Origin of the sequence: Microlunatus phosphovorus NM-1 (assembly GCF_000270245.1) — a bacterium.
GTDB lineage: Bacteria > Actinomycetota > Actinomycetes > Propionibacteriales > Propionibacteriaceae > Microlunatus > Microlunatus phosphovorus.
The window spans coordinates 3,703,424-3,728,794 of sequence record NC_015635.1 but is presented as its reverse complement, the minus strand read 5'-3'; the positions used below and the strand labels follow the sequence as shown (position 1 = coordinate 3,728,794).

General features: G+C 67.6%; 22 protein-coding genes. 13 read left to right on the top strand and 9 right to left on the bottom strand.

Annotation, left to right across the window (positions count from 1 at the left end; genetic code table 11):
* The first annotated feature begins 24 nt into the window (after positions 1-24).
* Positions 25-579, top strand: a complete 555-nt coding sequence (locus MLP_RS16735) for a SixA phosphatase family protein (RefSeq protein WP_013864337.1) — start codon at positions 25-27, stop codon at positions 577-579.
* Here the strand turns inward: MLP_RS16735 and MLP_RS16730 are convergent.
* A complete protein-coding gene (locus MLP_RS16730; protein ID WP_013864336.1) occupies positions 508-1,551 on the bottom strand; it encodes an endonuclease/exonuclease/phosphatase family protein in 1,044 nt (347 codons plus the stop codon). The two genes, MLP_RS16735 and MLP_RS16730, sit on opposite strands and share 72 nt — an antisense overlap.
* On the bottom strand, positions 1,548-2,510 hold the full coding sequence (locus MLP_RS16725) for a GNAT family N-acetyltransferase (protein WP_013864335.1): 963 nt from the start codon (positions 2,508-2,510) through the stop codon (positions 1,548-1,550). Before MLP_RS16725 ends, MLP_RS16730 begins: the two co-directional genes overlap by 4 nt.
* A gap of 60 nt (positions 2,511-2,570) precedes the next feature.
* On the opposite strand from MLP_RS16725, the gene MLP_RS16720 reads away from it, so the two are divergent.
* The 7 genes from MLP_RS16720 to MLP_RS16690 all read left to right on the top strand — a co-directional run bounded on the left by MLP_RS16720 (position 2,571) and on the right by MLP_RS16690 (position 9,075).
* Positions 2,571-3,443 carry a DegV family protein gene (locus MLP_RS16720; protein WP_013864334.1) on the top strand — a complete coding sequence of 291 codons (873 nt, stop codon included), beginning with the start codon at positions 2,571-2,573 and terminating at the stop codon, positions 3,441-3,443.
* 95 nt (positions 3,444-3,538) lie between these two features.
* Entirely contained in the window at positions 3,539-4,387 is an 849-nt protein-coding gene (locus tag MLP_RS16715; protein WP_013864333.1) for a helix-hairpin-helix domain-containing protein, read from the top strand.
* A 2-nt stretch (positions 4,388-4,389) separates the two neighbouring features.
* Positions 4,390-5,406 (top strand): ComEC/Rec2 family competence protein, encoded by a 1,017-nt coding sequence (locus MLP_RS16710; RefSeq protein WP_049804572.1) that lies wholly within the window; start codon positions 4,390-4,392, stop codon positions 5,404-5,406.
* A 32-nt stretch (positions 5,407-5,438) separates the two neighbouring features.
* A complete protein-coding gene (locus tag MLP_RS16705) occupies positions 5,439-5,732 on the top strand; it encodes a transposase (RefSeq protein ID WP_013861031.1) in 294 nt (97 codons plus the stop codon).
* A 20-nt stretch (positions 5,733-5,752) separates the two neighbouring features.
* Positions 5,753-6,622, top strand: coding sequence for an IS3 family transposase (locus MLP_RS16700; RefSeq protein WP_041790759.1), 870 nt, complete (start codon positions 5,753-5,755; stop codon positions 6,620-6,622).
* 39 nt (positions 6,623-6,661) lie between these two features.
* Positions 6,662-8,047 carry a ComEC/Rec2 family competence protein gene (locus tag MLP_RS16695; protein WP_407939015.1) on the top strand — a complete coding sequence of 462 codons (1,386 nt, stop codon included), beginning with the start codon at positions 6,662-6,664 and terminating at the stop codon, positions 8,045-8,047.
* A 50-nt stretch (positions 8,048-8,097) separates the two neighbouring features.
* Positions 8,098-9,075: a phosphotransferase enzyme family protein gene (locus tag MLP_RS16690; RefSeq protein WP_156821190.1), complete on the top strand. Its 978-nt coding sequence runs from the start codon at positions 8,098-8,100 to the stop codon at positions 9,073-9,075.
* A 51-nt stretch (positions 9,076-9,126) separates the two neighbouring features.
* Here the strand turns inward: MLP_RS16690 and MLP_RS16685 are convergent, their stop codons facing one another.
* The 3 genes from MLP_RS16685 to MLP_RS16675 all read right to left on the bottom strand — a co-directional run bounded on the left by MLP_RS16685 (position 9,127) and on the right by MLP_RS16675 (position 12,061).
* Entirely contained in the window at positions 9,127-9,339 is a 213-nt protein-coding gene (locus tag MLP_RS16685) for a CsbD family protein (protein WP_013864329.1), read from the bottom strand.
* A 131-nt stretch (positions 9,340-9,470) separates the two neighbouring features.
* Positions 9,471-10,928: a hypothetical protein gene (locus MLP_RS16680; protein WP_013864328.1), complete on the bottom strand. Its 1,458-nt coding sequence runs from the start codon at positions 10,926-10,928 to the stop codon at positions 9,471-9,473.
* 11 nt (positions 10,929-10,939) lie between these two features.
* Complete coding sequence (locus MLP_RS16675) at positions 10,940-12,061, bottom strand: hypothetical protein (RefSeq protein ID WP_013864327.1); 1,122 nt, start codon at positions 12,059-12,061, stop codon at positions 10,940-10,942.
* A 119-nt stretch (positions 12,062-12,180) separates the two neighbouring features.
* On the opposite strand from MLP_RS16675, the gene holA reads away from it, so the two are divergent.
* A complete protein-coding gene (gene holA, locus MLP_RS16670; RefSeq protein WP_231851332.1) occupies positions 12,181-13,170 on the top strand; it encodes a DNA polymerase III subunit delta in 990 nt (329 codons plus the stop codon).
* 45 nt (positions 13,171-13,215) lie between these two features.
* Here the strand turns inward: holA and MLP_RS16665 are convergent, their stop codons facing one another.
* The 3 genes from MLP_RS16665 to rpsT form a co-directional block, all read right to left on the bottom strand.
* A complete protein-coding gene (locus tag MLP_RS16665; protein WP_013864325.1) occupies positions 13,216-14,178 on the bottom strand; it encodes an alpha/beta hydrolase in 963 nt (320 codons plus the stop codon).
* A gap of 38 nt (positions 14,179-14,216) precedes the next feature.
* On the bottom strand, positions 14,217-15,407 hold the full coding sequence (locus tag MLP_RS16660) for an acyltransferase family protein (protein WP_013864324.1): 1,191 nt from the start codon (positions 15,405-15,407) through the stop codon (positions 14,217-14,219).
* Positions 15,408-15,522: 115 nt separating this feature from the next.
* On the bottom strand, positions 15,523-15,786 hold the full coding sequence (rpsT, locus tag MLP_RS16655; protein ID WP_013864323.1) for a 30S ribosomal protein S20: 264 nt from the start codon (positions 15,784-15,786) through the stop codon (positions 15,523-15,525).
* 244 nt (positions 15,787-16,030) lie between these two features.
* Between rpsT and MLP_RS16650 the strand changes: the two genes are divergently transcribed.
* The 3 genes from MLP_RS16650 (at position 16,031) to MLP_RS16640 (ending at position 22,557) form a co-directional block, all read left to right on the top strand.
* Positions 16,031-17,719, top strand: a complete 1,689-nt coding sequence (locus MLP_RS16650) for a hypothetical protein (protein WP_083844041.1) — start codon at positions 16,031-16,033, stop codon at positions 17,717-17,719.
* 73 nt (positions 17,720-17,792) lie between these two features.
* On the top strand, positions 17,793-19,691 hold the full coding sequence (gene lepA, locus MLP_RS16645; RefSeq protein ID WP_013864321.1) for a translation elongation factor 4: 1,899 nt from the start codon (positions 17,793-17,795) through the stop codon (positions 19,689-19,691).
* A 7-nt stretch (positions 19,692-19,698) separates the two neighbouring features.
* The gene (locus tag MLP_RS16640; RefSeq protein WP_013864320.1) at positions 19,699-22,557 is read left to right on the top strand and encodes a BTAD domain-containing putative transcriptional regulator; all 2,859 of its coding nucleotides are present in this window, start codon (positions 19,699-19,701) and stop codon (positions 22,555-22,557) included.
* Here MLP_RS16640 and MLP_RS16635 read toward each other — a convergent pair.
* Entirely contained in the window at positions 22,542-23,600 is a 1,059-nt protein-coding gene (locus MLP_RS16635; protein ID WP_013864319.1) for a class I SAM-dependent methyltransferase, read from the bottom strand. The two genes, MLP_RS16640 and MLP_RS16635, sit on opposite strands and share 16 nt — an antisense overlap.
* Positions 23,601-23,878: 278 nt before the next feature.
* Here MLP_RS16635 and MLP_RS16630 point away from each other — a divergent pair, with 278 nt between their 5' ends.
* Positions 23,879-24,859 carry a hypothetical protein gene (locus tag MLP_RS16630; protein ID WP_013864318.1) on the top strand — a complete coding sequence of 327 codons (981 nt, stop codon included), beginning with the start codon at positions 23,879-23,881 and terminating at the stop codon, positions 24,857-24,859.
* Positions 24,860-25,371: the final 512 nt, after the last annotated feature.

Here is a 25,371-nt window from a genome sequence, read left to right as displayed (position 1 = left end):
GCGTTGGTTCAGTAAGTTTGTCTTGTGACGCGCACTTTGCTCCTGCTGCGACATGCCGAGGCCGAGACGACCCGGCCTGGGTTTCGGGACCGGGATCGGCGGCTGACGGAGCGCGGGCGTGAGCAGGCCAAGGCGGTAGGTGACGCGATCCGCGCCGAGGGCTGGACGGTCGATCAGGTGCTGTGCTCGCCGGCCGTACGCACTCGGGAGACCCTTGGCGGCCTGGCGCTGACAGGAGATCCGGTGGTCGAGGTCGTCGACAGCCTGTACAACGCGGGCAGCGACAGCATCGTCGAGTTGATCGAGACGCTGCCGGACAGGGTCCATTGCGTGCTCGTGGTCGGTCACGCGCCAGGGATCCCCAGTGTGCTGTGGGAACTGGTCGAACAGACAGCGGCGGACCCCTCTGCCTCGTCGGTGGTCTCGACCCGTTTCCCGCCCGCGACACTCGCTGCGCTCACCGTTGATGACTGGTCTGAGCTGAGGGGCGCGCGGCTGGCTCGTGCGTTAACCGCTGCCGGCGATCACGGCACGGACGCCGAGGTGATCAGTGCCGGGCACATTGAAGGTCTCGAATGACGTCGCGGTGAGCTTGCTGTTGAGCAGCACATGGTCGATGCCGATCAGCGGTGGAATCCGTCGGTTGGCTGGATAGGTCCGGATGAACCCGGCGCCGGCCAGATCGGCGGCGCTGCGCCACCCTTCGGCATAGAGGGTGCGCATCGGCCCGTGGTCGTCGACGGCATTGAAGTCGCCGGCTACGACGGTCGCCAGGTCATCTTGCCGCTCCAGCCAGTTGCGCAGCTCGGTGTGCTCGGCGGTCCACAGCCCGGGTCCGCAGTAGGGGTTGCACGGATGCACCGAGACCATTCGCAGCGGGCCCAGCTGTGGCGTGTCGACGATCGCCGACCACTGCTGGAACGAGCTGGCGGGCAGCGCCTCCGACGACGTGATGGGATAGCGCGAGAAGATCACGGATCCGTTGTCGTACTGCAGCGGCGCCCCGACGGCGTGCGGAAACTCATGACCAAAGCTCTCCGGGAGTGACTGCACCCAATCGGGGGTCGCCTCGACGAACATCACCACATCAGCGCTGACGGTGCCGGCAGCTGTCGCCTCGGGATCGGCACCGCCGTGCCGGACATTCAGACTGACCACGGTCACGGATTCCGTGCTCGTCGCGCCGCCGTTGGGGATGAACGCGGGCACTTCCCAGGCTGCTGAGGCAAGCAGGCCGACGATCGTGACCAGTGCGAGCAGCAGCAGGCTCACTCTGGCGAACGCGCGACTACGACGAGCGCGTACTGCTGCGATGGTCAGGAACAATGCGGCGGGCAGCCAGAACACCAGCCCGTACGGGACGAAGGACGCCAGCAGGGCAGGGAGCGCGTCGGTCGGTGGGAAAGTCCGCAGGCCGGTGGCCACGGCTGCCGGGATCAGCGAGAGGAGCCCGAGAACGACCAGCAGCCCCTGACCGGCACGCACCCGCGGCGGTGCATCCCACGTCCCGCCGGGCCGCCCGGTCCGGGCGGTCTGCGACTGGTGGCTCACGCGCTTCGCCTCGGCGCCTTGGGATTCGTGTGCACCATCTTGATCTGAGACGGATGCGGTGGATACTCGCTCTCCGAACGCTCCTCGGTGTCACGCCACCCACGACTGCGATAGAACCCTCGCGCCGCGAGATTGTCTTCGAGCACCCACAGCGAGAGTTCAGGCGCGCCGCCGAACATCAGCTCCTCGGTGGCGTACTGCAGCAGCAGGGAACCGTGCCCCTGATGGGCGTACTGCGGGGGAACTGCCAGCTGCCGCAGATGACCGTCGCCGTCCCAGACCACCAGACCAGCCGGTTTGCCGTACTCCTCCAGGATGCGGATGTGCGTCCGCCGATCGCGGAGCAGTCGGCGCCAGCGGCGCCGGACCTCGTCGGTGGGGTACGGGTGCTTCGCCGGATCGAAGATGTGCTTCAGCGCGGCTTCGCTGGCGGCGCGCTCGATCGAGGTCAGCAGGTCGAGATCGGCCTGTCGTCCCCGGCGGATCGTGATGCCGGTCTGCTCGTCCTCCAGCGGCGGATCGAAGCGGTCCTGCAGCTGCTCGAGTTCGGCGACGACGGCGTCCGCCCGGGTGCTTCGCCCTTTCCGGGCGGCCGACCTGGACTTCTGGATGCACCAGGCCTCGCTGCGGATGTCTTCGGTGCCGAGGATCAGCCCGTTCTCGCCAGGAGCGATGACGGTCAGCTCGTTCCAGTCGATGTGGGCCGGACGACCCGGGTTGACGACCTCGATGCCGTTGGGGCTGGCGACGAGGCGCGGATGCAGGCCGAACCGCCAGCCGTAGATCACTGCTCCGGCACCGAGCAGCACGAGAAAGACGGCAATGAACGGTTCGTCGGCCCGGAGCCAGGCCAGGACCGCCAACAAGGGGACGCCAACGCCGGCGGCCACGACAAAGATCCAGACCACGGTGAGAGTCGTCGGCGACACGCGCCAGACGCGCCGGGTCCGGACGGCCATGCCTGTGTCTCCTCGTGTCCGTGCCTGACTGATACCGCTCCGCTGGCCTAGGGTTGCGCCATGTCCGGCGTAGCGGTGGTCACAGACTCTACGTCGTCTTTGGTGCCATCGGCCGCAAACGAGGCGGGGCTGGTGGTCGTCCCGCTCCAGGTGATCGTCGACGGCAGGAGCCGACCCGAGTCCTTTCGTCCGGACCACGGATCGATCACGCCCGGTGCGGTTGCGGCCGCGCTACGGGAGGGCCGCTCGGTGTCGACCTCGCGGCCGGCACCCGAGGCGTTCACCAGCGCGTACGAGTCTGTTGCGGCTGCCGGTGCTTCGGCGATCGTCTCGGTGCACCTGAGCGCGGGGATCTCCGGTACGTGCGATGCGGCCATGACGGCGGCGCGGTCAGCATCGGTGCCGGTGATCGTGGTGGATTCGAGGACGGTCGCGCCGGCGTGCGGCTTTGCTGCCTTGGAGGCTGCCCGGGTGGCTCGTGCCGGCGGATCACCGGATGAGGTGGCGGAGACGGCTCGACGTCGAGCGGCTGCGGCGTCGACCTGGTTCTGTGTGGAGAATCTGGACTACCTGCGGCGGGGTGGACGGATCGGTGCCGCGCAGGCGATGCTCGGCTCAGCGCTGGCGGTGAAGCCCCTCTTGACGGTGACCGACGGCAAGATCGCGCCGTTCGAGCGGGTACGGACCATGTCGCGAGCGCTCGGCAGGCTCGAGCAGTTGGCGATGAGCGTGCTGGACGAGTTGGAGGGTGTTGGCGCGGATGTCGCGGCGGTGCACCTGGACAATCGATCGGCCGCGGATCGGCTTGCTCGGGCACTGACCGGGCACACTGCGCTGGTTCCGGGGGCTGTCACCGTGTCAGAGGTCAGCGCGGTGCTCGGTGTGCACTGCGGGCCGGGAACGGTCGGCCTGGTGGTGTCGCCGCGGACCTGACCCCTTATCCACAAGCTGAAAGGCGACCTCGAGCCTCGTCCACAGGTCTGTGATCGGCCCGTACGAGATGGTGTCGACGTCCTTAGTGTCCGGGCATGGTGCGTCGCGAGCGGATAGACCCTGACACCGCCCGAGTGGTGGAGCAGCGGCTCCAACGGCTGCTGCAGGAGAACGGCCCGGGGCCAGCGGCCGAGGCTGACGAAACCCCGATCCCGCCCAGGCGGGTTCCCCGGACCACGTCATCGCCGAGCACGAGAGCCGATCGGGCCGGTGCCGCCGTGGTGAGCGTCTTCGGGTCGTTTCGTCGACCGCATGTGATCATCGTGGCCGCGATCGTGGTGCTCGGCATCCTGCTGGCTGGGTGGGCGGTGCTGCGGGCGAGACCGGTCGCCGTCGCGGTCACCCCGCCCACGGCGGGGCCGACAGCATCCGCGTCCAGCGCTCCGAGCGATCCTGCCCCCTCGGCGAACACCGCCGAGTTGTTCGTGCACGTGCTAGGAGCGGTGAAGAAGCCCGGTGTCGTCAAGCTGGCCACCGGGAGCAGAGTCCAGGACGCACTGCAAAAGGCAGGTGGGCTGACCGGGAAGGCCGATCCTGGCGAACTTAACCTCGCCCAGCCCGTGTCGGACGGCCAGCAGATCGTGGTGGGCACGAAGGGTAAACCCAACGGCGAAGTGCGTGACGGTACGAGCGGCGGTGGTTCGAGCGGCACGACTGGATCGAGTGGCTCGTCGGGCGGCGCCGCCGGTCCGCAGCCGGTGAACCTGAACACGGCCACCCAGGCCCAACTGGAGGAGCTACCCGGTGTCGGCCCGGTGATGGCGGGCAAGATCATCGCCTGGCGCACGGAGAACGGCCGCTTCAGCCGGGTCGAGGAGCTGCAAGAGATCTCCGGTGTGGGTCCGAAGACATACGCCAAGCTGGCGCCGCTGTGTCGAGTCTGACCATGTCGCCTCCGACCAACGCAGACAGCCCGGCCCATGATCTCCGTCTGGTCCCGATCGCTGCGGCAGCCTGGGCCGGTGCCTGGTTCGGCACGAGTCTCTCGAGCGCTGATCGCTGGTCTGCTCTCGTCCTGCTCGGTGTACTGGTTGGCGTAGTCGTGCTCATGGTCTTCGCGGTCCGGCGCCGCGTGCTGATCGCCGGTGCGGTCGCGGTGGCGCTGGTCGGCACGGTCACGGTGGGCACGCTCGCTGCCTGGCGGGTGGGATCGGGGCCCGTTGCGGATCTGGCGCCGACTCGGGCCGTGGTGACCGTCGACGCGGTGGTGCGCACTGATCCGCAGGTCCGTACGGGACAGTTCGGTGACTACGCAACTGTCAGGGTGCGTGCCAGCGAGGTCTCCGGACGTGGCCAGACGTGGCAGGTTCGGACTCCGTTGCTCATCATCGTCAGCGGGGACAAGACGGTCGGGGCCTGGCGGCGGGTGATCGTGGGGAGCACCGTGCGGGTGACCGGCCGGCTGGAGACCACAGAGCGAGGCTCCGATGTCGCGGCCGTGCTCCGGGTCCGCGCCGGACCGGACATCCGCGCCCCGCCCGGTCGCTCCCTGCTACTGGTCGAGCGGGTGCGCACCGGACTCCGGGCAGCCGTGGCCGGCCGTCCGGCGGAGCCGCGTGCTCTGGTGCCGGCGCTGGTGCTCGGCGACACCTCGGCGATCACCGACGACCTGCGGCAGAGCTTTCAGACCACCGGTCTGACTCATTTGACTGCTGTCTCGGGTGCCAATCTCTCGCTGCTGTTGGCGTTTGTGCTGTTTGGTGCCAAGTGGCTCGGTGTGCGGGGTCGCTGGTTGCGGGTCGTGGGATTGGCCGGGGTAGTCGTGTTCGTGGCGCTGTGCCGGACTGAGCCGAGTGTGCTGCGCGCGGCGGCGATGGGCCTGGTGACCTTGGCCGCGCTGGGTGCTGGTGGCGGGCGCAAGGGTCTGCTGGACTTCCCCCCGTTTGACGGACACCTGACCTGAGGTGGCCACTGGTCACCAGGGAGGATGTCGTTGTGCCTGCTCCTCACCCGCCTGAGTTCCGCCGTCGTGCGGTCGAGCTTGCTCGTGAGCGGTCCAAGCCAGTTGCTGAGTTGGCGAAAGATCTGGGAATTTCCGAATCGTGTCTGCGTCGCTGGATGGAGCAGTCCGAGACCGACGCTGCCGGTGGTAGCGAGACGGCGTTGACCAGTCGGGAGAAGAAGGAGCTGGTCGAGCTGCGCCGGGATAAACGGCGCCTGGAGATGGAAGTCGAGATCTTGAAAAGGGCGGCCGCCTATTTTGCCCAGGAGAATGTTCTCCCAAAATAGTGTACGGGCTGGTCCATGAAATGGCCGATGACGGGATTGATGTCGCGGTGGCTTGCCGGGTGCTGAATGTGTCGCGGTCGGGATACTACGACTGGCGCGGCCGGCCTGCATCGGCACGGGAACAGGAGAACACGCTGCTGTTGAAGCTGATCGAGGAGATCCATGCCGATGAGGACATGAAGACGTACGGGGCGCCGCGGGTGCACGCCGAGCTGGTCTTGGGGCACGACCTGCAGGTGAACCAGAAGCGGGTCGCCCGGCTGATGCGCCAGGCCGGCATCCAGGGCCTGTACCGGCGGCGTCGGTCGTGGACCACGATCCGGGACCCGCACGCCATCCCCGCCAAGGACCTCGTCAACCGCCGGTTCACGGTGGACGGTCCGAACCGGTTGTGGCTGACCGACATCACCGAGCACCCGACGGTGGAGGGCAAGGTGTACTGCGCCGCGGTCATGGACGCCTGGTCCCGCCGGGTCCTGGGCTGGTCCATCGACGACAACATGCGGAAGGAGCTCGTGGTCGACGCGCTCGGGATGGCGGTGCTGCGGCGCAACCCGATGGACGTCGACAATAACACGATCATGCATTCCGATCACGGGTCGCAATTCACATCGTGGGCATTCAGTCAGAAAGTCTATGATGCCGGGCTGGTGCCGTCGATGGGCAGTGTGGGCGACTGCTACGACAATGCGATGATGGAGTCCTTCTGGGAGAGAATGCAACTCGAGCTGCTCGATTCGCAGGTATGGTTCACCCGGGACGAGCTTGCCAACGCGATGTTTCGATGGATAGAATCATGGTATAATCGGAGACGTCGGCATTCGAGTATTGGAATGCTGTCGCCGATAGAGTTTGAAACCCGTTCCACAGGGTCAGACCGTCCGGGCTGACCCTCAACCCCGAGTGTCCGTGGAACAGGGGGAACCTCACTGCGGCATCTGGCGGTGGCGGTGTTGCTCTTGGTGCTGGTGGATCCGTTCCTGGCTCGGACGATCGGGTTCGCGCTGTCGGTGCTGGCCAGTGCCGGCATCGTGTGGTGGGCGTCTGCCTGGGCGGCGGTGGCGACCTGGTGTCCGCGGCCATTGGCGGAGGCGATCGCGGTGCCGTTGGCGGCGCATTTGGCCACGTTGCCGGTGGTGGCAGCCATCTCGGGTGCGGTGAGTGTGTCCGGCCTGCTGGCGAACGCGCTGGCCGGACCGTTCGTCGGTCCGGCAACGGTGCTGGGGTTCGCCGCGGCAGGGCTGTCGCTGGTGAGTCCCTGGCTGGCCGGGATCGCGGGATGGGGTGCCTCGTGGTGTGCCCAGCTGATCATCTGGGTCGCCCACGCGGGTGCGGCGTTGCCGGGGGCCGCTTGGAAGTGGCCAGCGACCCCGATCGCGCTGGGAGTTCTCGCGCTGGCGGCGATCGTGCTGGGCATGTCGGTACGGCTGCTGGCCCAGCATCGCTGGCTGGCGGTCGGCGCCTCGGTGCTGCTGGTGGCATCGATGCTGACCGGCCCGGTACGACCGGGCTGGCCGCCGCGGGACTGGCGGATCGTTGCCTGCGATGTGGGGCAGGGCGACGGTCTGTTCCTGCGGGCCGGCCCGCGGCAGGCGGTGGTGGTGGATGTCGGGCCGGACCCGGCTGTGATCCGACGCTGTCTGGCTGAGCTGCGGATCCGTTCGGTTCCGGTGGTGGTGTTGACCCACTTCCATGCCGACCATGTCGGCGGGCTGTCGGGGGTGGTGGGTCGGGTGCCGGTGGGTCAGGTGTGGGTGAGCCCTCATGCGTCTCCGGTTGCGGAGGCTGCGGAGGTTCGTGAGCTGACCCTGGCGGCGGGCGTTGCGCTCCGGTCGCCGGCATTGGGGGAGACCGGCAGAGCGGGCGAGGTCTGGTGGCAGGTGCTGGGACCAGTGGGCGCGGTGTCGGGGGAGACTGCCGAGGTCGGGGAGTCGGCGGAGTCCGGCGCGGAGAACGATGCGAGTCTGGTGCTGCGAGTCGGCGTCGCTGGACTGACGGTGTTGTTGACCGGGGATGTGGAACCGGCCGGGCAGGCGCGGATCCTGGCGACCGGTGTCGATCTGCACGCGGACGTGTTGAAGCTGCCACATCACGGCTCGAGTCGGCAGGATCCGAGGTTCTTCGCCGCGACCGGTGCGAGAGTGGCGATCGCCAGTGCCGGGAAGGACAACTTGTACGGGCATCCGGCGCCGAGCACGGTGCGGCTGGCCACCGGCCTGGGGATGAGCGTGCTGCGCACCGACCAGCAAGGCAGCGTCGCGATCACCGAGCGTGACGGCCAGCTCGGCGCGGTCACCACGATCAACGCCAGATAGTCCACGTAAAGCTGTTGTCACGATCAACTCTGATGCGACAACCTGATCGGATGATGACTCGCCGAGCCCAGCTGGCGCAGTTGCGCCGCGTAGCTGTGGCTGCGATCGAGCAGTATCCGTTGCCGGCTGGGCGGCTCGAGTTCGTGTCGCACGGCGAGAACACCACCTATCGCCACGACAGCGCGGCAGGTCGCCATCTCATCCGGGTCCACCGGCCGCAGCGACATGGCCGGGGTGTCGATTCCGCTGCAGCTATTCGCTCCGAGCTGGCCTGGCTTCGTGCGATCCGGGCCGACACTGAGCTTGCCGTCCCTCAACCGCTCGACGCACTCGACGGCTCAGCGACCGTCGAGGCATCCGCGGACGGAGCGACCCGGACCTGCTCCGTGCTCCGCTGGATGGACGGCCGCATCCACGAGTCGTCCCCGCGTCCGGTGCATCTGCGCCGTCTCGGCGAGGCCATGGCCCAGTTGCATGAGCAGGCTGATGCGTGGACGTTGCCGGCAGAGTTCATCCGGATGCGATGGGATCAGGAGACCTTCTTCGGATCGGTCATGGTGTACGGCAACATCACGGCCGGACGCTGTTGGGAACTGCTCCCGGCCGAGGTCCGGGTCCGGTTCGAAGGCGTGGGGCGTCGGGCCTCGACCCTGTTGGAGCAAGCTGGTGACGTCGGGCTGATTCATGCCGACCTGCACCTTGGCAACGCCCTGTTCGCTCGGCGTCAGGTCAAGCTGATCGATTTCGATGACTGCGGAATCGGGCCACGCCCGTACGAGCTCGCGGTGGCTCTCTGGGAGTTGCGAGAGCGTCCCGACTATCCGGCGTACCGAGATGCCCTCCTGGGCGGCTATCGCTCGCGGCGGGACATCGACGTCGCCGATCTGGACGAGTTCATCGCCATCAGGCAGGTGGCCTTCGATCTCTGGTACACCGGCACTGCGCAGGTCAACCCGGCCTTCGCGGCGCGACTCGACCAGGTCCATCGCTGGTCCCTGTCGATGCTGGACTTGCTGGAACGCCGCTGAAGCGGTGCCGCCGGCCAAAGGTACGCCCGGCAGCACCGCACTCGAATCGAGTCAGCGAGCCGCGTCGTCGTCCCGCCTCAGGGCGTCGCCGGCGTCCTGAGCGGCGTCCTTGATGTGCTCTCCGGCCTGCTTGGCTTGGGCAGCCGCCTGCTCACGCTGGCCCTCGGCCTGCAGCCGCTCGTTGTCGGTGGCATCGCCGACCTTCTCCTTCGCCTGACCGGCGATGTCCTCGGCCTTGTTGCGAACCTTGTCACCGAATCCCATCGGGTCCTCCCTCTGTTGGTGGCTCCGGAGAACGATTCCCCGGTATTCGCTGGAGGTCGTACCCCGTCTGGACGACACGCAAACTTCGCTGCGTGTGACATAGACCCCACCCTCTGACGAGGCGAGAACCACTAGCGCGTGAGTTCCTTGCCTGTCTGGGGATCGAGGCTCACGGTGCCGTTACTGCAGGCCGCGACGACCGATGGCGGTTCGGCCAGGTCGGTGACTCGTCCCGTTGCTGGGTCGTCGCCACCGTCAGCCTCGGCGAACCGCAGGCGCAGACCGCCGTCGTCGTCGCAGCGGAAGGTCCACAGGCGCTGTCCGTCGGCGATCCGGATGCCTTGGAGTTGGTCAGGTCCGGCTTGGAAGCCCTTGCCGTCAGTGCTGGCGACGACCACGACCGCGCCGTACTGCGCGCCGACCACCCGCCCGGAGATGGCCGCCTCATCGGGGGTCTCGGCGCGCAGCGGGGAGAGCTTCTGCTTCAGTGTGTGCTGGCCGACCTGGGCGAATCCGCTGAATGCGGTCACGGTGTTGCAGCTGGTGCCCGAGAAGGCGACCGTCTGCGTCGGCTTGTTGCTGAGCTGCTGCTCCCACGACGCGCAGGTCAGGGCGAGATCGGCTGCCGGGCTGCCGACCTCGATCTGCTGCGCGCGGGCCTGACCGGCGTACGAGGCAGTCGCTCCGGTGAGCGCCAGGAACACCACGCTGACCGCGAGGAGCACCAGTCGTGGCCCGAGCACACCCGGTGACTCCGAGCTGGATGACGGACGCTTCCACGGTGTGCGGATCGGTTGCCACGGCGGCACCATCATGTACCAGGCCCAGGCGACCAGCACGACCGCGACGCCGCTGAGATAGATCGGGATCGTCGCCGGAGCGATCAAAGCCGCGTTCAGCAGCGCGTCCTGGCCGCTGGTCTGCAGTTCGGAGACGGCGGTACGCAACTCAGGCGCGAAGACCCGCCGACCGATCGCGATCGCCAGCGGATGCAGCAGCGCGACGAGCACCACGATCCACAGCACCTTCGTCGGCCGGCGAGGCAGGTCGTCGGTGTTCACCCAGAACAACCGGCGGATGGTGATCCCGATGGCGGTGACCCAGGCCGCGATCAGCAGCAGGCCGATGAAGGTCGCTGGCAGCTGGCGCCGCGCCAGCAGGCTGAGGAAGTTGATCAGCAGACCCATGGCGCCGACATAGCCCAGCAGGGCGGGCACGGCGAGCCGCAGCTGCCAGGAGCGCGCCCGGAAAAGTGCCGGCAGCGGCAGTGAGGCCACCAGCAGGAAGGTCGCGATCACGGACCCTCGGGTGGCCTGCACGGCCGAGACGGGCTGCCCTTGGCTGGTGAGCGATGCCGAGGCCAGTGGGGTGAGCTGGTTGTAGAGCCACTCGTGGCCGGGGAAGCGAGCGAACTCCGGCACCCACCAGGCGACGAAGAAGATCGCGTTCACCGACAAGGTGATGACCATCGGCAGATAGGCCCAGCGCAGGGCGCCGCGGGGATCGCTGTGCTTCCGATTGTCGGGCGTCCGGCCGGTGTAGTCGATATCCGGCAGGTCGTGGGCGTCGAAGCTGAGTGTGCTGCTCATCGCCGGTGTCCTCAGTCGCTGATGAGCTCGAGGTGCCGATGGGGGAGCAGTCGCCGCAACGCCTCGACCTCGGACCCGGTCTGGCTCGGCCGGCCCGGGTGCGCCTGCTCGGGGCTGGCCAGCGGCCGGTCGAGCGTGATCCGCAGCAGGTCCCCGTCGCGGAGCGACTCGACGTTGCGGAGCACCACGTTGTCGTCGTCGACCTGTTCCAACCAACTGGCGATGAGATTCTCGTAGTCTCGTGCGTCGCTGACCACCAGACAGGTGGAACGTTCGCCGTACAGCTCGGTGAATGCACCGCGCAGTCGGACCAGCTCGTGCTCGGCAGGCGGTCTGTTGCAGACCGCCACGACGGTCGCCTCGGCGCCGACGGTGGCCCCGGAGATGCCGATCAGCGGCGCCATCGAGCCGGACCGCCAGACTCGGCGCAACCGCGCGTCAAGCGACAGCTCGAGCTGTTCGGACACGGGGTCGGCGCTGGACGCGGCCGACCGGGGCTGAGCCGGAAGACTGCTACGTGGACTCGCGGTGGATCGGCTGCTGTCCGGGCGCGGCTCCGTACGGGTCGGGGCGGTGGTCTCGGCAGTCTCGGGCCAGGCGACGTCGATGACGGTCAACCCGCGGCGAATCAAGGTGCCGTTCGCGAAGGACACCGGGATCCAGCGATCCTCCAGCACCGCGGCAACGGTGTGTCGGCGGAGATCGGCCAGCCGGTTCATCCGGAAGGCGCCTCGTACGCTGCTCTCGATCTTGGATTGCAGTTGCTGCAGCAGATAGGTGCCGAAGGTGTCGCCGAACTCCGCCGCAAGATCGGCCACCGCCGCGAACTCCTCGACGTCGGCCAGCTGCACCATGATCTTCAGCGTCACCTGATCGATCGTGTGATGGTCCAGTGTGGTGAGCTCGTTGATCGTCATAGTCAGCGGCACGACACCAGTCGTCACCGGCAGGGCAAGAGATGCGTACTGGAAAGGATTCCAGGTAGGCAGCACCGTCTCGCCCGGGTGGCGCACCTTCGGGCGCTCCCCGGGAGGGAACACGACTAGCACGGTGCCAGGCTGCACCCGGATGAGACGGTTCAACTCGCGGGTCTGACCGGTGAACGGCTGCTCCACGGGAGCGTCGGTGGTCATGACGGGATGCCTGTCCCTTCGGTGTTGGAACTTGGGGCATGTATACCAACGCGACCCCCGGAATCGCCGTAGGTCACGGGCAATCTGCGAGTGTCGTGACCGACTGGCATGCTGAGCGTGTGGTGAGCCCGAAACGCAGTTCTGCGCCGATGTCCCCGTACGGGGCCGTGACGCTCGTGCTCGGTCCTGAGCGGCTGCTGGCCGAGCGGGCCGTCTCCGCGGTCCTCGATCGGGCACGCGAGGAGTGTCCCGAGGTCGAGATCGACCGAGCCTCCGGACTGCAGCTCGATGCCGGCCGGCTGGCCGAGCTGACCGGCCCGTCATTGTTCTCGGCCAAGCGCGCGGTCGTGTTGGACGATCTCGCCGAGCTGCCCGGCGATCTCGTGGCGCAGGTCTCTGGGTTGGCGAAGGCTGTCGACGCCGACCTCGGACTGATCCTGGTGCACTCGGGTGCGGCCCGGAACAAGAAGCTGGTCGATGCGATCAAAGCCATCAGACCCGAGCTGGTCGATTGTCCGGCGATCAAGACCTGGGAGTTGCCACAGTTCGTCAGCCGCGAGATCCGCCAGCTCGGTGGTTCCGCCGATCCGGAGTCGCCGCAACTGCTGGTCGAGGCTGTCGGTCACGACTTGCGGGCGCTGGCGGCCGCGGTCTCCCAACTGCTCGCCGACAGCGAGCACGGTGCGATCACGGCGGCTCAGGTCCGCCGCTACTTCGGTGGCCGCGCAGAGGTGACCAGCTTCGCCGTGGCCGATGCGACTCTGTCCGGCCGGACAGGGGTGGCGATGGAACAGCTGCGATGGGCACTCTCCACCGGGGTCGCGCCGGTGCTGGTGACCAGCGCATTTGCCTCCGGCGTACGTGGTCTGGGCAAGCTGATCGGGGCCCCCTCCGGGATGCGCGAAGGTGACCTGGCGCGCGAGGTCGGCGTGCCGCCGTGGAAACTGAAGTCCATGCGGTCCCAGGCCCGCGGCTGGGATCAGCGCGGACTCGCGCGAGCACTGCAAGCGGTGGCGACCGCCGACGCCGCGGTGAAGGGTGCGGCGGATGATGCCGAGTTCGCCCTGGAACAGCTCGTCCTCGCCGTCGCCAACAGCCGTCGCTCCTGATCTGTGGCAACGACGAGATCCTCGGGCCGTCGCCCCGATTCCGGCTCATCCGTGGATTGCGCACCAGTGCGTGATCTCGGCCAGGGCGCGCTCTCGGACGTCTGCACCGGAGAGCAGGAGATCGTGCATGGCGCCCGGCAGCCGGACCACTGTCACGTGGTCGCCGAGCTGGAGGGCGCGGCGGGCGACATGGTCGACGTCGATCACGGTGTCGACGGTCCGCAGGTCCGCGCGCCACCGGCGGGCGATCGTATGCCGGGCGGCCAGCAGTGCGAGCACCGGCATGGGCAGCCCGAGCCCGGCCGCGACGCGGGCATGACCGGCGCGCATCGCGCGGAGCCAGCCCAGCCGGAGCGGTGGCGACGGTGATGCCTTGAGGCTCAGGTCGTAGTCCCACTCGCCGCCGAAGCTGCGATGCACGCTGCGGATCGACAGCTCGGCGTCTGGCAGGCGGAGCGCGCGAGTCGGGATCCGCGTGGCGGCCAGGTCGACGAGCCGGGTGGCAGCCGCTGCCACCGCAACCGGGCGGTGCAGATCCAGCCACGGTGAGGTCAGGACGAGCGCGTGGACCTGCTCGGGCCGGCGGGCTGCCCAGAGCGCGGCAACCAGCCCGCCGGCGGATTGGCCGAAGACGGTCAGCCGGTCGTGGTCAGCGCTGATGATATTGGCGGCCTGGCTGAGTTCGTCGTCGTAGTCGTCGAGATCCTCGATATAGCCGCGTAGTTGTCCGGTGCGCAGACTCCTCCCGCAGCGCCGCAGATCGATGGTGAAGAAGTCGTATCCCAGCTCTGCCAGGCGATCGGCCAGGTGGGTGAGGAAGAAGTAGTCGTTCCAGCCAGGCAGATACAGCACCGCTGCCCGCGCCGCTGACGCAGGCAGCCGCCGCACGAGGGTGGCGACCAGTGGGTCAGTCGTGGGCTCGCCAGGCGCCGGTGCAACCCCAGGCAGCGGCAGGTCGGTGGCCTCGTAGCCGTCGAGGATGTCGGGCCGCCAATGCTGATTGGTCATGGGCGGAGCGCGAGGGATATCTCGGTCATCGACGTGGCTCAGACGAGTCGGCCCAGGGGAGTGTGCGAGACGAGGACCGAGCCGAGACCGAAGGAGCAGACGATCGCGAGGATGCCGACCGCGGCGGCCTTCACCGTGATCGGCACCGGCAACGGTCGAGCGGCGATCTCCAACGAGAGCAGTACCGGCACCTGGAGCATGAACGCCGCGTACGCCGCCCGGGCGATCCGCCGAGCCAACGGGGTCTGCCACGTGAGGTGACGCTGGGCGAGCCACAACATCCCGACGGACCCGGCGACGACCAAGGTCGCTTCGACGACATCGAACGAGACCGCCTGCAAGCGCCAGCCGCCGAGGAATGTCGGCTCCGCCTGCACGAAGCTGGTGATGCCGAGAGCCCAGACAGCGATGGGTGCCAGGATGAACGTGGCGGCGACGACGATCCAGCATCGCCGAGCGAGCGACGCCGGAACGGTGGCCGCCCAGCCCTGGTTGGCGACCATGGCACCGAGCGCGAACATGCAGATCAGCTGCGGCCACTGCCAAAGGTGGAGGTCGAGGATCTGCTGGCTGCGGGCCGGGAACTCGAGTCTGAGCACGAACGAGCTGGCGGCAACAAGGATCCCCAGGAGCACCAGGTGCCGTCCTCGGACGACGGTCGGTGTCAGCCGAGAGCCCCAACCGAGTCGATGCCACAGCGCGTAGCCGAGTGAGGTGTACATCAGCACCTGGATGAACCAGATCGGTCCGGAGTCCAGGAAGGGCGTCCGACCGAGGAACGCCTGCCAGAAGGTGAGGTGGTAGCCGGCCGAGAGATAGGCGAGCCACATGAAGAACGGCCAGATGAGCAACATGAAGACGAGCCAGGGAATCCCGAGCCGGATCAGCCGACTGATTGCGTATTCGCCGGGGCCGGCCTTGGCGATGGCTCGTGGTGCAAACAGTCCGGAGATGAAGAAGAAGGTCCCCATCGCGAACAGCGCGCCTGGACCGAGCAGCACCGACAGCACGAACTCGAGGATCGGCGGCAGCGTGCCCTCCTGGACCTCGTCATACGGCCAGCCGCCGATGGCCGCGTAGCCGGCCAGCGTGTGCCCACCGATCACCCAAGCGACCAGCAGGGCCTTGAGGTTGTCGACGGCGACGAGTCGGCCCTGTGTGGTCGACTCGATCGGGTCCGGGTCACCCAGCGTGGAGTCGCGCGCCGGGTTGAGCTTCGCTCTCGACATAGGCGGTCACCCCCTGGTGATGACTCCGCCCCCAGGCTAGGTCGCTTTTCTGGTGACGCAGAACGTCCCGACCACCAGAGGTGATCGGGACGTGATACGGACTTGCCGCGGCGGGTCAGCCCAGCTTGGCAGCCTGGGCAGCGATGGCCGACTTGCGGTTTGCCGCCTGGTTCTTGTGGATGACGCCCTTGGACGCGGCCTTGTCCAGCGCGCGGTTGGCGGCCCGGGCGTACTCCTGCGCCTTCTCGACGTCGCCTGCGGCAGCAGCCTCGCGGAACCGACGAGTGTGCGTGCGCAGCGAGGACTTGACCGCCTTGTTGCGCTGACGCGCCTTCTCGTTGGTGTTGATCCGCTTGATCTGGGACTTGATATTCGCCACGGGGTTAGCCTCGGAAGATCTCTCGTGTGTGTTGACTCAAAGGCACCCGCGTGTGGGCGCGACCGCCAACTCTAGCAGCCACGTCGGAGCGGCCAAAATCGTCGTTGGGTCAGCCTCTGCAGCTCCGCGGATTTGTTGAGAGAACCCTGAAACGTGATCGGAACTAATTCGACACCGGTTGGAGATCGGGCCGCTTGAGGATGGCGCCGAGGACCGCAGCCCAGCGGTTCGGGAGGAGCCCGCCATGTCCGAGATCACGGCCGACGCAGCCGTCGTCTCCAGCGTCATCACCGATGCGCCCGAGACCATCCACCAGCATCATGTCCTGGTCGGCAAGGAGGCGACCAAGGAGACGTTGGAGGACTACACACTCCGCTTCGCTCCGCGGCACTACCGCCGCTGGACGCCGGGCGTGGTGGCGATCTCGGCGTTGGGCGGCATCGCGTACCTCGCCGACTTCGCCATCGGCGCCAACATCGGGATGGCGTACGGCACCACGAACGCGCTGTGGGGGATCGCCGTTTTCGCCGTGGTGATCTTCCTGACGTCGTTCCCGCTGGCCTACTACGCGGCGCGCTACAACCTGGACCTCGACCTGATCACTCGAGGCGCCGGCTTCGGCTACTACGGTTCGGTCGTCACCAACGTCATCTTCGCGACGTTCACCTTCATCTTCTTCGCGCTCGAAGGCTCGATCATGGCCCAGGGCCTCTACCTCGGTCTCGGAGTGCCGCTGTGGGCCGGGTACGCGGTCTCGACGATCATCATCTTCCCGCTGGTGATCTATGGGATGAAGGTGCTCTCGAAGCTGCAGTTGTGGACCACTCCGCTGTGGCTGGTATTGATGGTGCTGCCGTTCGCGTACCTGCTGATCTCCCACCCGGCGTCGATCGAGACCTTCTTTGCCTACGAGGGTGAGAAGGGCAATGGCGCGACCAGCCTCGGCTCGGTCATGCTGGCCGCGGGCGTGTGTCTGTCGCTGATCGCCCAGATCGCCGAGCAGATCGACTACCTCCGCTTCATGCCGCCACGGACTGCGGAGAACAAGCGACGCTGGTGGACTGCGATGGTGCTGGCAGGCCCGGGCTGGGTGATCTTCGGCGCGATCAAGCAGGTCATCGGTCTCTTTCTGGCCGTCTACATCATCGCGAACGTGGCCGACGGGGCGACGGTGGCGAACGAGCCGGTGCACCAGTTCCTGGAGATCTACCGCGACTTCCTGCCGGCGCCGGTGGCACTGGGTCTGGCGGTGGTGCTGGTCGTGATCAGCCAGGTCAAGATCAATGTCACCAACGCCTACTCCGGCTCGCTGGCCTGGACGAACTCCTACACCCGGATCACCAAGCGCTACCCGGGCCGGGTCGTGTTCCTCGCCTTCAACCTGCTGCTGGCGTTGATCTTGATGGAGGCGAACATGTTCGACTTCCTCAACACGATCCTCGGCTTCTACGCCAACTGCGGCATGTCTTGGATCGTGGTGGTGGCCACCGACATCGCGATCAACAAGTACGTGCTGAAGCTGTCGCCGAAGAAACCGGAGTTCCGGCGCGGCATGCTGTATGCGATCAACCCGGTCGGCTTCGTGTCCATGCTGGTCTCCGCCGGGGTGTCCATCGCGGTGTTCTTCGGTCTGCTGGGTGCCACCATCCAGCCGTACTCGCCGCTGGTCGCCATCGGTCTCGCCTTCGTGCTGCCGCCGATCATCGCAGTGGCAACGCAGGGCCGTTACTACCTGCGTCGCACCGATGACGGCATCGACCTGCCGATGTACGACGCGGACGGCAACCCGTCCGATGCGATCCTCACCTGCCACGTCTGCCGACAGGAGTTCGAGCGTCCCGACATGGTGGCCTGCGCGACCCACGACGATGTCGTGTGTTCGCTGTGCCTCAGCACCGACAAGGTCGCCGATCACGTCCTGCCCGCTCAGTGAGGTAACGGAGGCATACGGGCGCTAGGGCGGCGCGGGATGGAATGATGGGCGCTTGACCCGTCTGACCCATCCGATGGACCTGGAGACCAACCTCGTGACCTCGATCTCGCCCGGCCGCGGCCGTACCGGCGCACCTCAGCCCGGACGGACCGACCCGGCGATCATCCGCAACTTCTGCATCATCGCTCACATCGACCACGGCAAGTCCACGTTGGCCGACCGGATGCTTCAGCTGACCGGGGTGGTCGACGCCCGCTCCATGCGCGCGCAGTATCTGGACCGGATGGACATCGAACGCGAGCGCGGCATCACCATCAAGTCCCAAGCCGTCCGGATGCCCTGGCAGCCACCTGGGGACGACAACACCTACATCCTGAACATGATCGACACCCCTGGCCACGTCGACTTCACCTACGAGGTGTCGCGGTCGCTGGCCGCCTGCGAGGGCGCCATCTTGCTGGTCGACGCGGCGCAGGGGATCGAGGCGCAGACGCTGGCCAACCTCTATCTGGCCATCGACGCCGACCTGCACATCATCCCGGTGCTCAACAAGATCGATCTGCCGAGCGCGCAACCGGAGAAGTACGCCGCCGAACTGGCTCACATCATCGGCTGCGACCCGTCCGACGTGCTCAAGGTCAGCGCGAAGACCGGCGAGGGCGTGGCCGACCTGCTGGACGAGATCGTCGCCCAGATCCCGCCGCCGGAGGGCAACGCTGACGCCCCTGCCCGGGCGCTGATCTTCGACTCCGTGTACGACACCTACCGCGGCGTGGTCACCTACGTGCGTGTGGTCGACGGCGAGCTGTCGCACCGCGAGCGGGTGCTGATGATGTCGACCAAGGCCACCCACGAGACCCTCGAGGTCGGAGTCATCTCCCCGGAGCCCACCAAGGCCGGGGCGCTCGGGGTCGGCGAGGTGGGCTATCTGATCACGGGGGTGAAGGAGGTCCGGCAGTCCCGGGTGGGTGACACGGTCACCTCGGCCGCCAAGCCGGCCACTCGCGATCTCGGCGGCTATCGGCACCCGAACCCGATGGTCTACGCCGGGCTCTACCCGATCGACGGCGCCGACTATCCCGATCTGCGCGAGGCGCTGGACAAGCTGCAGCTCAACGACGCTGCGCTGGTCTACGAGCCCGAGACGTCCGGGGCGCTGGGCTTCGGATTCCGGATCGGATTCCTCGGACTGCTGCACATGGAGATCGTTCGGGAGCGGCTGGAGCGGGAGTTCAACCTCGACCTGATCTCCACCGCGCCGAACGTGGTCTACCGGCTGCAGATGGAGGACGGCCGCGAGCTGACCGTCACCAACCCGAGCGAATACCCGACCGACGGCAAGATCGCCGCCGTCTACGAGCCCACGGTGAAGGCAACGATCCTCAGCCCGGCGGAGTACATCGGCACCATCCTCGAGCTGTGCCAGAACCGGCGGGGCATCCAGCAAGGCCTCGACTATCTGTCCGAGGACCGGGTCGAGATCCGCTACACCCTGCCGCTGGCCGAGATCGTCTTCGACTTCTTCGACGCGCTGAAGTCGCGGACCAAGGGGTACGCCAGCCTCGACTACGAGCCCTCCGGAGAGGAGCAGGCCGACCTGGTCAAGGTCGACATCCTGCTGCACGGCGACCCGGTCGATGCGTTCTCCGCGATCGTGCACAAGGACAAGGCGTACTCCTATGGGCTGCTGATGGTCGGCAAGCTCAAGGAGCTGATTCCGCGGCAGCAGTTCGAGGTGCCCGTGCAGGCCGCGATCGGCTCCCGGGTGATCGCGCGGGAGACCATTCGCGCCATCCGCAAGGACGTGCTCGCCAAGTGCTACGGCGGCGACATCACCCGCAAGCGCAAGCTGATCGAGAAGCAGAAGGAGGGCAAGAAGCGGATGAAGATGGTCGGCCGCGTCGAGGTCCCCCAGGAGGCCTTCGTCGCCGCGCTGTCCACCGCTGAGCCCACCAAGGCCGACAAGAAGTAGTACTGCGGTGCCGGCCAGGGTCTGTGTCCTCGGTCCGGTCGAGTTGCTCGCTGCCGACGGGACAACCGTCGTGCTGGCGCCCCGCGTACGCCGGCTGCTGGCCGCGTTGGCCGCCCATGCCGGTGGGGTGTCTTCGGCCGACCGGTTGGCCGGCATCGTCTGGGGCGACGACCTCCCCGATCACCTGGGCAACGCGGTACAGACCTTGATCTCCCGCCTGCGGCGAGCCATCCGGGGTGCGGGTGGGGGACCGGAGGTGCTCACTCATCCGGAGGGGTACGCCCTGCGCGTGACCGCGGAGTCCCTCGACGCGTCGGCCTTCCGTGGCCTGTTGTCCCGGGCACGAGCCACCGCTGTCGCCGAGGATCGAGTCGCGGTGCTGATCGAGGCGCTCGGTCTCTGGCGCGGCGACGCGTACGGTCTGTTGGCCGACGAGGGCTTCGTCCGCGAGGAGGCTGTGGCGCTGACCGAGCTGAGGGCCGGCGCGGTCGCCGACCTGGCCGAGGCCGAACTGGCGGCGGGCCAGCCCAGCACGGCGCAGGAACGGCTGACGGTGCTGATCGTCGATCGCCCGTACGACGAGCGTCCCGTCGTGCTGCTGATGCGGTGTCTCGACGTTTCCGGCCGCACCGGTGAGGCGTTGGCCGTCTACGCCGACCTGCGTCGGAGGCTCCGCGACGACCTCGGCTTGGAGCCGTCTCCTGGAGCAGCCGCGGCGCAGCGTGCGCTGCTGCGAACCGGTTCGTCACCGCGGACGATCGGTCTGCCGCCGGTCACGGAGGTGCTCGGTCGGGGCGCGGATGAGCGTGCTCTCGCCGCGCTGCTGGCGACCGCGCGATTGGTCACCGTCCTGGGTCCTGGTGGTATCGGCAAGACGACCCTGGCGAACCGGGTCGCACGCCAGGTTGCCGACGGGTACGCCGACGGGGTGGTGGTGAGCGAGCTCGCCCGACTGGAGCCAGGTGACGACCTGGCGGCGGCGATCTGCACCGTGCTGCAACTGCCGGTCGGCCGGGCCGGACCACGGTCACAGCTGTTCGACCGGTTCCGCGCCCAGGAGGTGCTGCTGGTGCTGGACAACTGTGAGCACCTGGCCGTCGAGATCGCCGACCTGGTCGATCGGCTGCTGGCGGAATGTCCGGGCCTGCGGGTGCTGGCCACGTCCCGCGTGGCGCTGCGGCTCTCGGCCGAGCATGTGCTGCGCTTGGGCCCACTGGCGCCAGGGGCGGCGGCCGAGCTGTTCCGCCGCCGGGCACGTCGGCGGCAGCCCGACTTCGCCACGGCCGACGATGTGGTGGAGGAGTTGTGTCGCCGGCTGGATGGGCTGCCATTGGCCGTCGAGCTGGCGGCCAGCCGAGTCGATGTGATCAGCCCGGCCGAGCTGCTGGAGCGCTGGTCGTGGCATCAATCCGTGTTGCGTGGGGGTCCGGGCGGCGATCCACGGCACCGGAGCCTCGCCGCGTTGATCGACTGGTCGTACCTCCGGCTGGCGCCCGAGGCGCAGCGGGTCTTCGAGGCGGTGAGCGTGTTCGCCGGAGAGTTCTCCCTCGGCGACGCGACCGACCTGCTCACCCGGCTCGGCGAGACCAGTGATCCGGGCTGGTCGCTGGCCACCCTGGTCGACTCGTCGATGGTCGCCCGCGCGCCGGCCACCGGTCGGCTGCAGCTGCTGGAAACCGTCCGCGAGTACGGCCGGACGCGGCTCGCCGCTCGGCCTGACGAGGAGGCTGTCCATGCCGCGCACGCGACGTTGTATGCCGACCGGGCGGTTGCCGGACGAGCCGAGCTGTACGGCCCGGGTCACCCTCGAGAGGTTCGGCGCTTGCTGGCGGCGGTGGACGAGCTGCGAGCCGCTTTCGGCTGGGCTGTGGAGCATCGACCCGAGCTGGTGTCCCGGATCGCCGGCGGCGCTGTGCTGCTCGTCGAGCATGCCTTGCTCGGCGAGGCGGTCGGCTGGGCGGAACTCGTTCTGGCCCATCCGGATCCACCCCGGGACCCCTGGGTGGTGGCGGTTGCGGCCGCGGGCGCCCGTTTCACCAGCCACCTGCCGCGTGCGGCCGCATTGGCCGACGAGGCGATCGTGCTGGCCGGTGCCGACGCATCCTGCCTGGCGTACGGGTTGGCGGTCCGGGCCGACGTGGCCTTGTTCGCCGGCGAGCTGTCGACCGTGCTGGAGTGCCGGGATCGGGTGACCGAGCTGGTGACCGCACATCCCGAGGTGGTCGGGACGGCGCAGATGATGGAGTGCACCGCGCTGCTTGCGCGGCGCTACGGCGGGGGCACGGTGCCGCTCGGCGAGGTGGTGCAGTTGCGCGTCGCCGCCGAGCGCGCCGGTCGGGCGAGTGTCGCGGACTGGGCCAGATATGTCGAGGGCGAACTGCTGCTGTCCGACGACCCGTCTCGGGCGTACGGCGTGCTGGACGATGCCCTGGGACGGGCCCGCGCCTCCGGTGACGAGTATCTGACCGGGGTCACGCTCGTCTCCGCAGCCTCCGCCGCACACCGGTCCGGCCGGCTCGATGTCGCTCGCCGACTGTTCGCCGAGGTGATCCGGCACTGGCGGCTGCGCGGCGACCTGACTCACCAGTGGACGACGCTGCGCAACGTGGTGCAGGTCCTGCGTGCCGACCAACGGGCGGATGCCCTCGTCCTGGCCGCCGCACTGCTGGTCACCGAGCGCGGCGCGGCCGGATACGGCGACGACGCGGCGCTGTTGACGGTGACCGCTCGGCGCCTGAGTGAGGAGCTGGGAGCGGCGGCACGCGACCGGTTGACCGACGGCCGCGGGCTGCGCGACGAGCAGGTCATCGACTTCGCCCTGCACGCTCTCGCTGCTCCTCCCGACTCAACTCAGCTCAGCCGATAGAACCGGAAGAACCCGAAGTCGCTGATCGGCAGCACCGTCACTGCGCTGAAGCCGGCGTGCCGGGCATAGTCCGCCAGCGTCGATGGCCGCATCACGGTGCCCGTGCCTGCCGAGGGAGACGATGACAGGCCGTCCGGCAGGCAGATGAACAGGCTGAAGGCATACATGCACTGGTCGATCTCGCCGGCCGGTGCGCGGAACTCGTCGTCGACGGCCTCGTCCATGATCACCACCGGTCCGCCCGGTCGCACCGCGTCCCGGATCGCCGTCAGCACCTCCACCGGTCGCGGCATGTCGTGCAGGCACTCGAAGGCGAAGGCCGCGTCGAACGGTCCGAGCTCGGTCAGGGTCGCGCCGTTGGCCAGCACGAAGCTGACTCGGTCGGCCAGTCCCTCCGCCTCGGCGGCGGACCGGGCGGCGCTGATCGACGGCTCGTCGACGTCGAGTCCGATCACGGTGGCGTCGGGATAGGCGCGGGCCAGGGCGAGAGCCGACCAGCCACCCCCGCAGCCGACATCGGCGATCCGGGCGCCCGCCCGGCCGAGCTCAGCGTGCAGGTCCGGCACGTCGGCCAGCGCTGGTCCGAGGCGCCGGGTGAACCAGGGACGGTTCAAAGCCGCCTGAGATTCGCGAGCATCGTTGCCCAGGTCGGCCCAACTGACCCCGCCGCCGGTTCGGTAGGCGTCCAGCAGATCGTCGATCCGGCGGCCCGCCGCGACCGCCATCCGCCCCAGCGGCCCGAGATAGTTGAGGCTCTGCTCGTCCAGCAGCACCTCCGCCGGTCCGGGCGGCAGTGCGAACCGTCGGCTCGTCGGTGAGCCGGTGGTGACGGTCAGTGTCCCCAGGCTGGCCATGAACTCGCAGAACTCCCGGCAGTAGCGCTCCTGGGTGCTGGTGCGCTCGGCGAGCTCAGTGCTGGTCAGCGACTCGTCGGCCAGTGCCGCGAACCAGCCCAGCCGCAGCCCGGCGTACACGCCGAACGTCTCGTACGTGCTCATGCTCGCGGCGAACAGCCGCTCGGCGTAGGTCTCGGCATCACTCATGAGCAGACCGTACGACTGACCGCTGTCAGATCGCTGTCACTCGCGTTGAGGTTGAGGATGTCTCGGCGGCAGCAAACCGGCAGATTTCTTCACTGTCACAGCGCTACTCCGTTCAGAATAGGGTAGTCGCCCTATGCAATAATGCAGACCTCGCGGAGGTCGTCTTGTCGGCGATCTCGACGGGCGTCGAGATCGCCAAGAATAACTATTGAATAAGTGGCTCGAAGCTCGATATGGTGCTCTCCGTATCACCGTTCTTCGACGGTTAGGACAAGCTGATGCTGAGTTCACAGGTGCTGGAAACGGGCATTGGCATAGCATTCCTGCTGTTTGTGTTGGCGACGGCAGCATCGGCTTTTCTGGAACTTGTACGCCGGCTACTGAACTCTCGGTCAAAAGATCTCGAGGCGGCACTCAAGTCCTTCCTCGCGGGCAGTCCAGGGGAGGGAGGGGTGAAGCGTGCCCTCACGCATCTGGTGCAGACCGTAGGGGCGCCGAAGCTTGATGATTCCGCGGCCCGGGCCTGGGACTCGTTTAAGGAGACATCGGTCTACCAGGGAGCCGTCGCGGCACGAGGGCAGGTTCGACCGGCCTACATGTCGGCCAAGTCGTTTGCTGAAGCGGTCGAGGAGCAGCTGCGGGGAGGTGCCCAGCTGACCGGGCCGCTGGGCAAACGGGTGGCTGTGTTGGAAGAAAGTGTCGGGAATGACGCTGTGGCATTCCGAGCGGGACTGGAACGATGGTTCGACGAGGCGATGGCGGGTCTGTCATCGCGCTACCGCAAACGCAGTGCTGTCTGGCTCTTCGTCCTGGGCCTGGTTCTCTGCGGAGCTCTCAACGCATCCGTTCCGCATGTAGCACAAGAGTTGTGGCGCAACAGCGCAACTCGTACGGCGGTCGTTGCCGCCGCCGAGGGGTCTGGCCAATCGACGACCACAGGCACTGACGAGACATTGGCAGAGACCATCGAATCGGTCGCTGACAAGGCCGATCAGCTGTCCCAGTTGGGTATCCCGATCGGGTGGGGTGAAGAATCGTCCGGCGACGCGGTTTGGGCGCTTCGCATCTTGGGGTGGATCCTCACGGCCGCGCTGATCTCACTCGGTGCACCCTTCTGGTTCGATCTGCTCGGGCGAATGACAGCCATGCGCTCACCAAAGCCGACGCTCGCAGCAGACGACAAGACCTCCGCTACGGTGCTCTCCGCCGACATTGCGAGCCGGAACCAGGCCGCCAACTCGGGACAGCCGTACCCATGAAGAGATCAGACCGGACGGGTGACGAGCATGGCTGAGGCTAAGGGAACTCGGTCAAGGACGTCGGGTGGGGCAACTATCCAGCCAGCGGCCGTGGCGGTACTCAGATGGCAGGTGGCGGCGGCGAAACAGTCGTCCTTCGGTTCGGAGTTGCAGAAGGTGCTGCCGAAGATCGCAGAGCGGGGACTCGTCGCGGTCCTAATGCAACCGGTCAACTCGACGGAAGACCCGGTCTGGGAACTGCGGATCGAGGCTCCGAGTTTCGCGTCGCTGGCGTCGCTGCTTGACGACAGTATCGCGACCGCCGATGTTGACAAGTCGTCACTGTTGGACGCGATTGGCGTTGCCGCGCGAGATCGAACCACCGGTCCAGAACCCAATCGATCTGGCGGTGCTGACCTGTTCAGGGCGTGGGTGTCTGAGCCAGTCCAAGGACGGACAAAGGGTGTCAACGATCAATCGGTCCCCGGATAGCGCCTCGCGACCCACGTGGTGGGCTCGGGTAGGGGATGCGC

Bases quoted from the DNA above. Each gene is read 5' to 3' on its own strand.
- MLP_RS16650 (WP_083844041.1), top strand. From the start codon at position 16,031: ATGTCCGAGATCACGGCCGACGCAGCCGTCGTCTCCAGCGTCATCACC.
- lepA (WP_013864321.1), top strand. From the start codon at position 17,793: ATGGACCTGGAGACCAACCTCGTGACCTCGATCTCGCCCGGCCGCGGC.
- MLP_RS16660 (WP_013864324.1), bottom strand. From the start codon at position 15,407: ATGTCGAGAGCGAAGCTCAACCCGGCGCGCGACTCCACGCTGGGTGAC.
- MLP_RS16675 (WP_013864327.1), bottom strand. From the start codon at position 12,061: ATGACCACCGACGCTCCCGTGGAGCAGCCGTTCACCGGTCAGACCCGC.
- MLP_RS16680 (WP_013864328.1), bottom strand. From the start codon at position 10,928: ATGAGCAGCACACTCAGCTTCGACGCCCACGACCTGCCGGATATCGAC.
- MLP_RS16700 (WP_041790759.1), top strand. From the start codon at position 5,753: ATGGCCGATGACGGGATTGATGTCGCGGTGGCTTGCCGGGTGCTGAAT.
- MLP_RS16725 (WP_013864335.1), bottom strand. From the start codon at position 2,510: ATGGCCGTCCGGACCCGGCGCGTCTGGCGCGTGTCGCCGACGACTCTC.
- MLP_RS16665 (WP_013864325.1), bottom strand. From the start codon at position 14,178: ATGACCAATCAGCATTGGCGGCCCGACATCCTCGACGGCTACGAGGCC.
- MLP_RS16690 (WP_156821190.1), top strand. From the start codon at position 8,098: ATGATGACTCGCCGAGCCCAGCTGGCGCAGTTGCGCCGCGTAGCTGTG.
- MLP_RS16710 (WP_049804572.1), top strand. From the start codon at position 4,390: ATGTCGCCTCCGACCAACGCAGACAGCCCGGCCCATGATCTCCGTCTG.
- MLP_RS16630 (WP_013864318.1), top strand. From the start codon at position 23,879: ATGCTGAGTTCACAGGTGCTGGAAACGGGCATTGGCATAGCATTCCTG.
- MLP_RS16715 (WP_013864333.1), top strand. From the start codon at position 3,539: ATGGTGCGTCGCGAGCGGATAGACCCTGACACCGCCCGAGTGGTGGAG.
- MLP_RS16635 (WP_013864319.1), bottom strand. From the start codon at position 23,600: ATGAGTGATGCCGAGACCTACGCCGAGCGGCTGTTCGCCGCGAGCATG.
- MLP_RS16685 (WP_013864329.1), bottom strand. From the start codon at position 9,339: ATGGGATTCGGTGACAAGGTTCGCAACAAGGCCGAGGACATCGCCGGT.
- MLP_RS16720 (WP_013864334.1), top strand. From the start codon at position 2,571: ATGTCCGGCGTAGCGGTGGTCACAGACTCTACGTCGTCTTTGGTGCCA.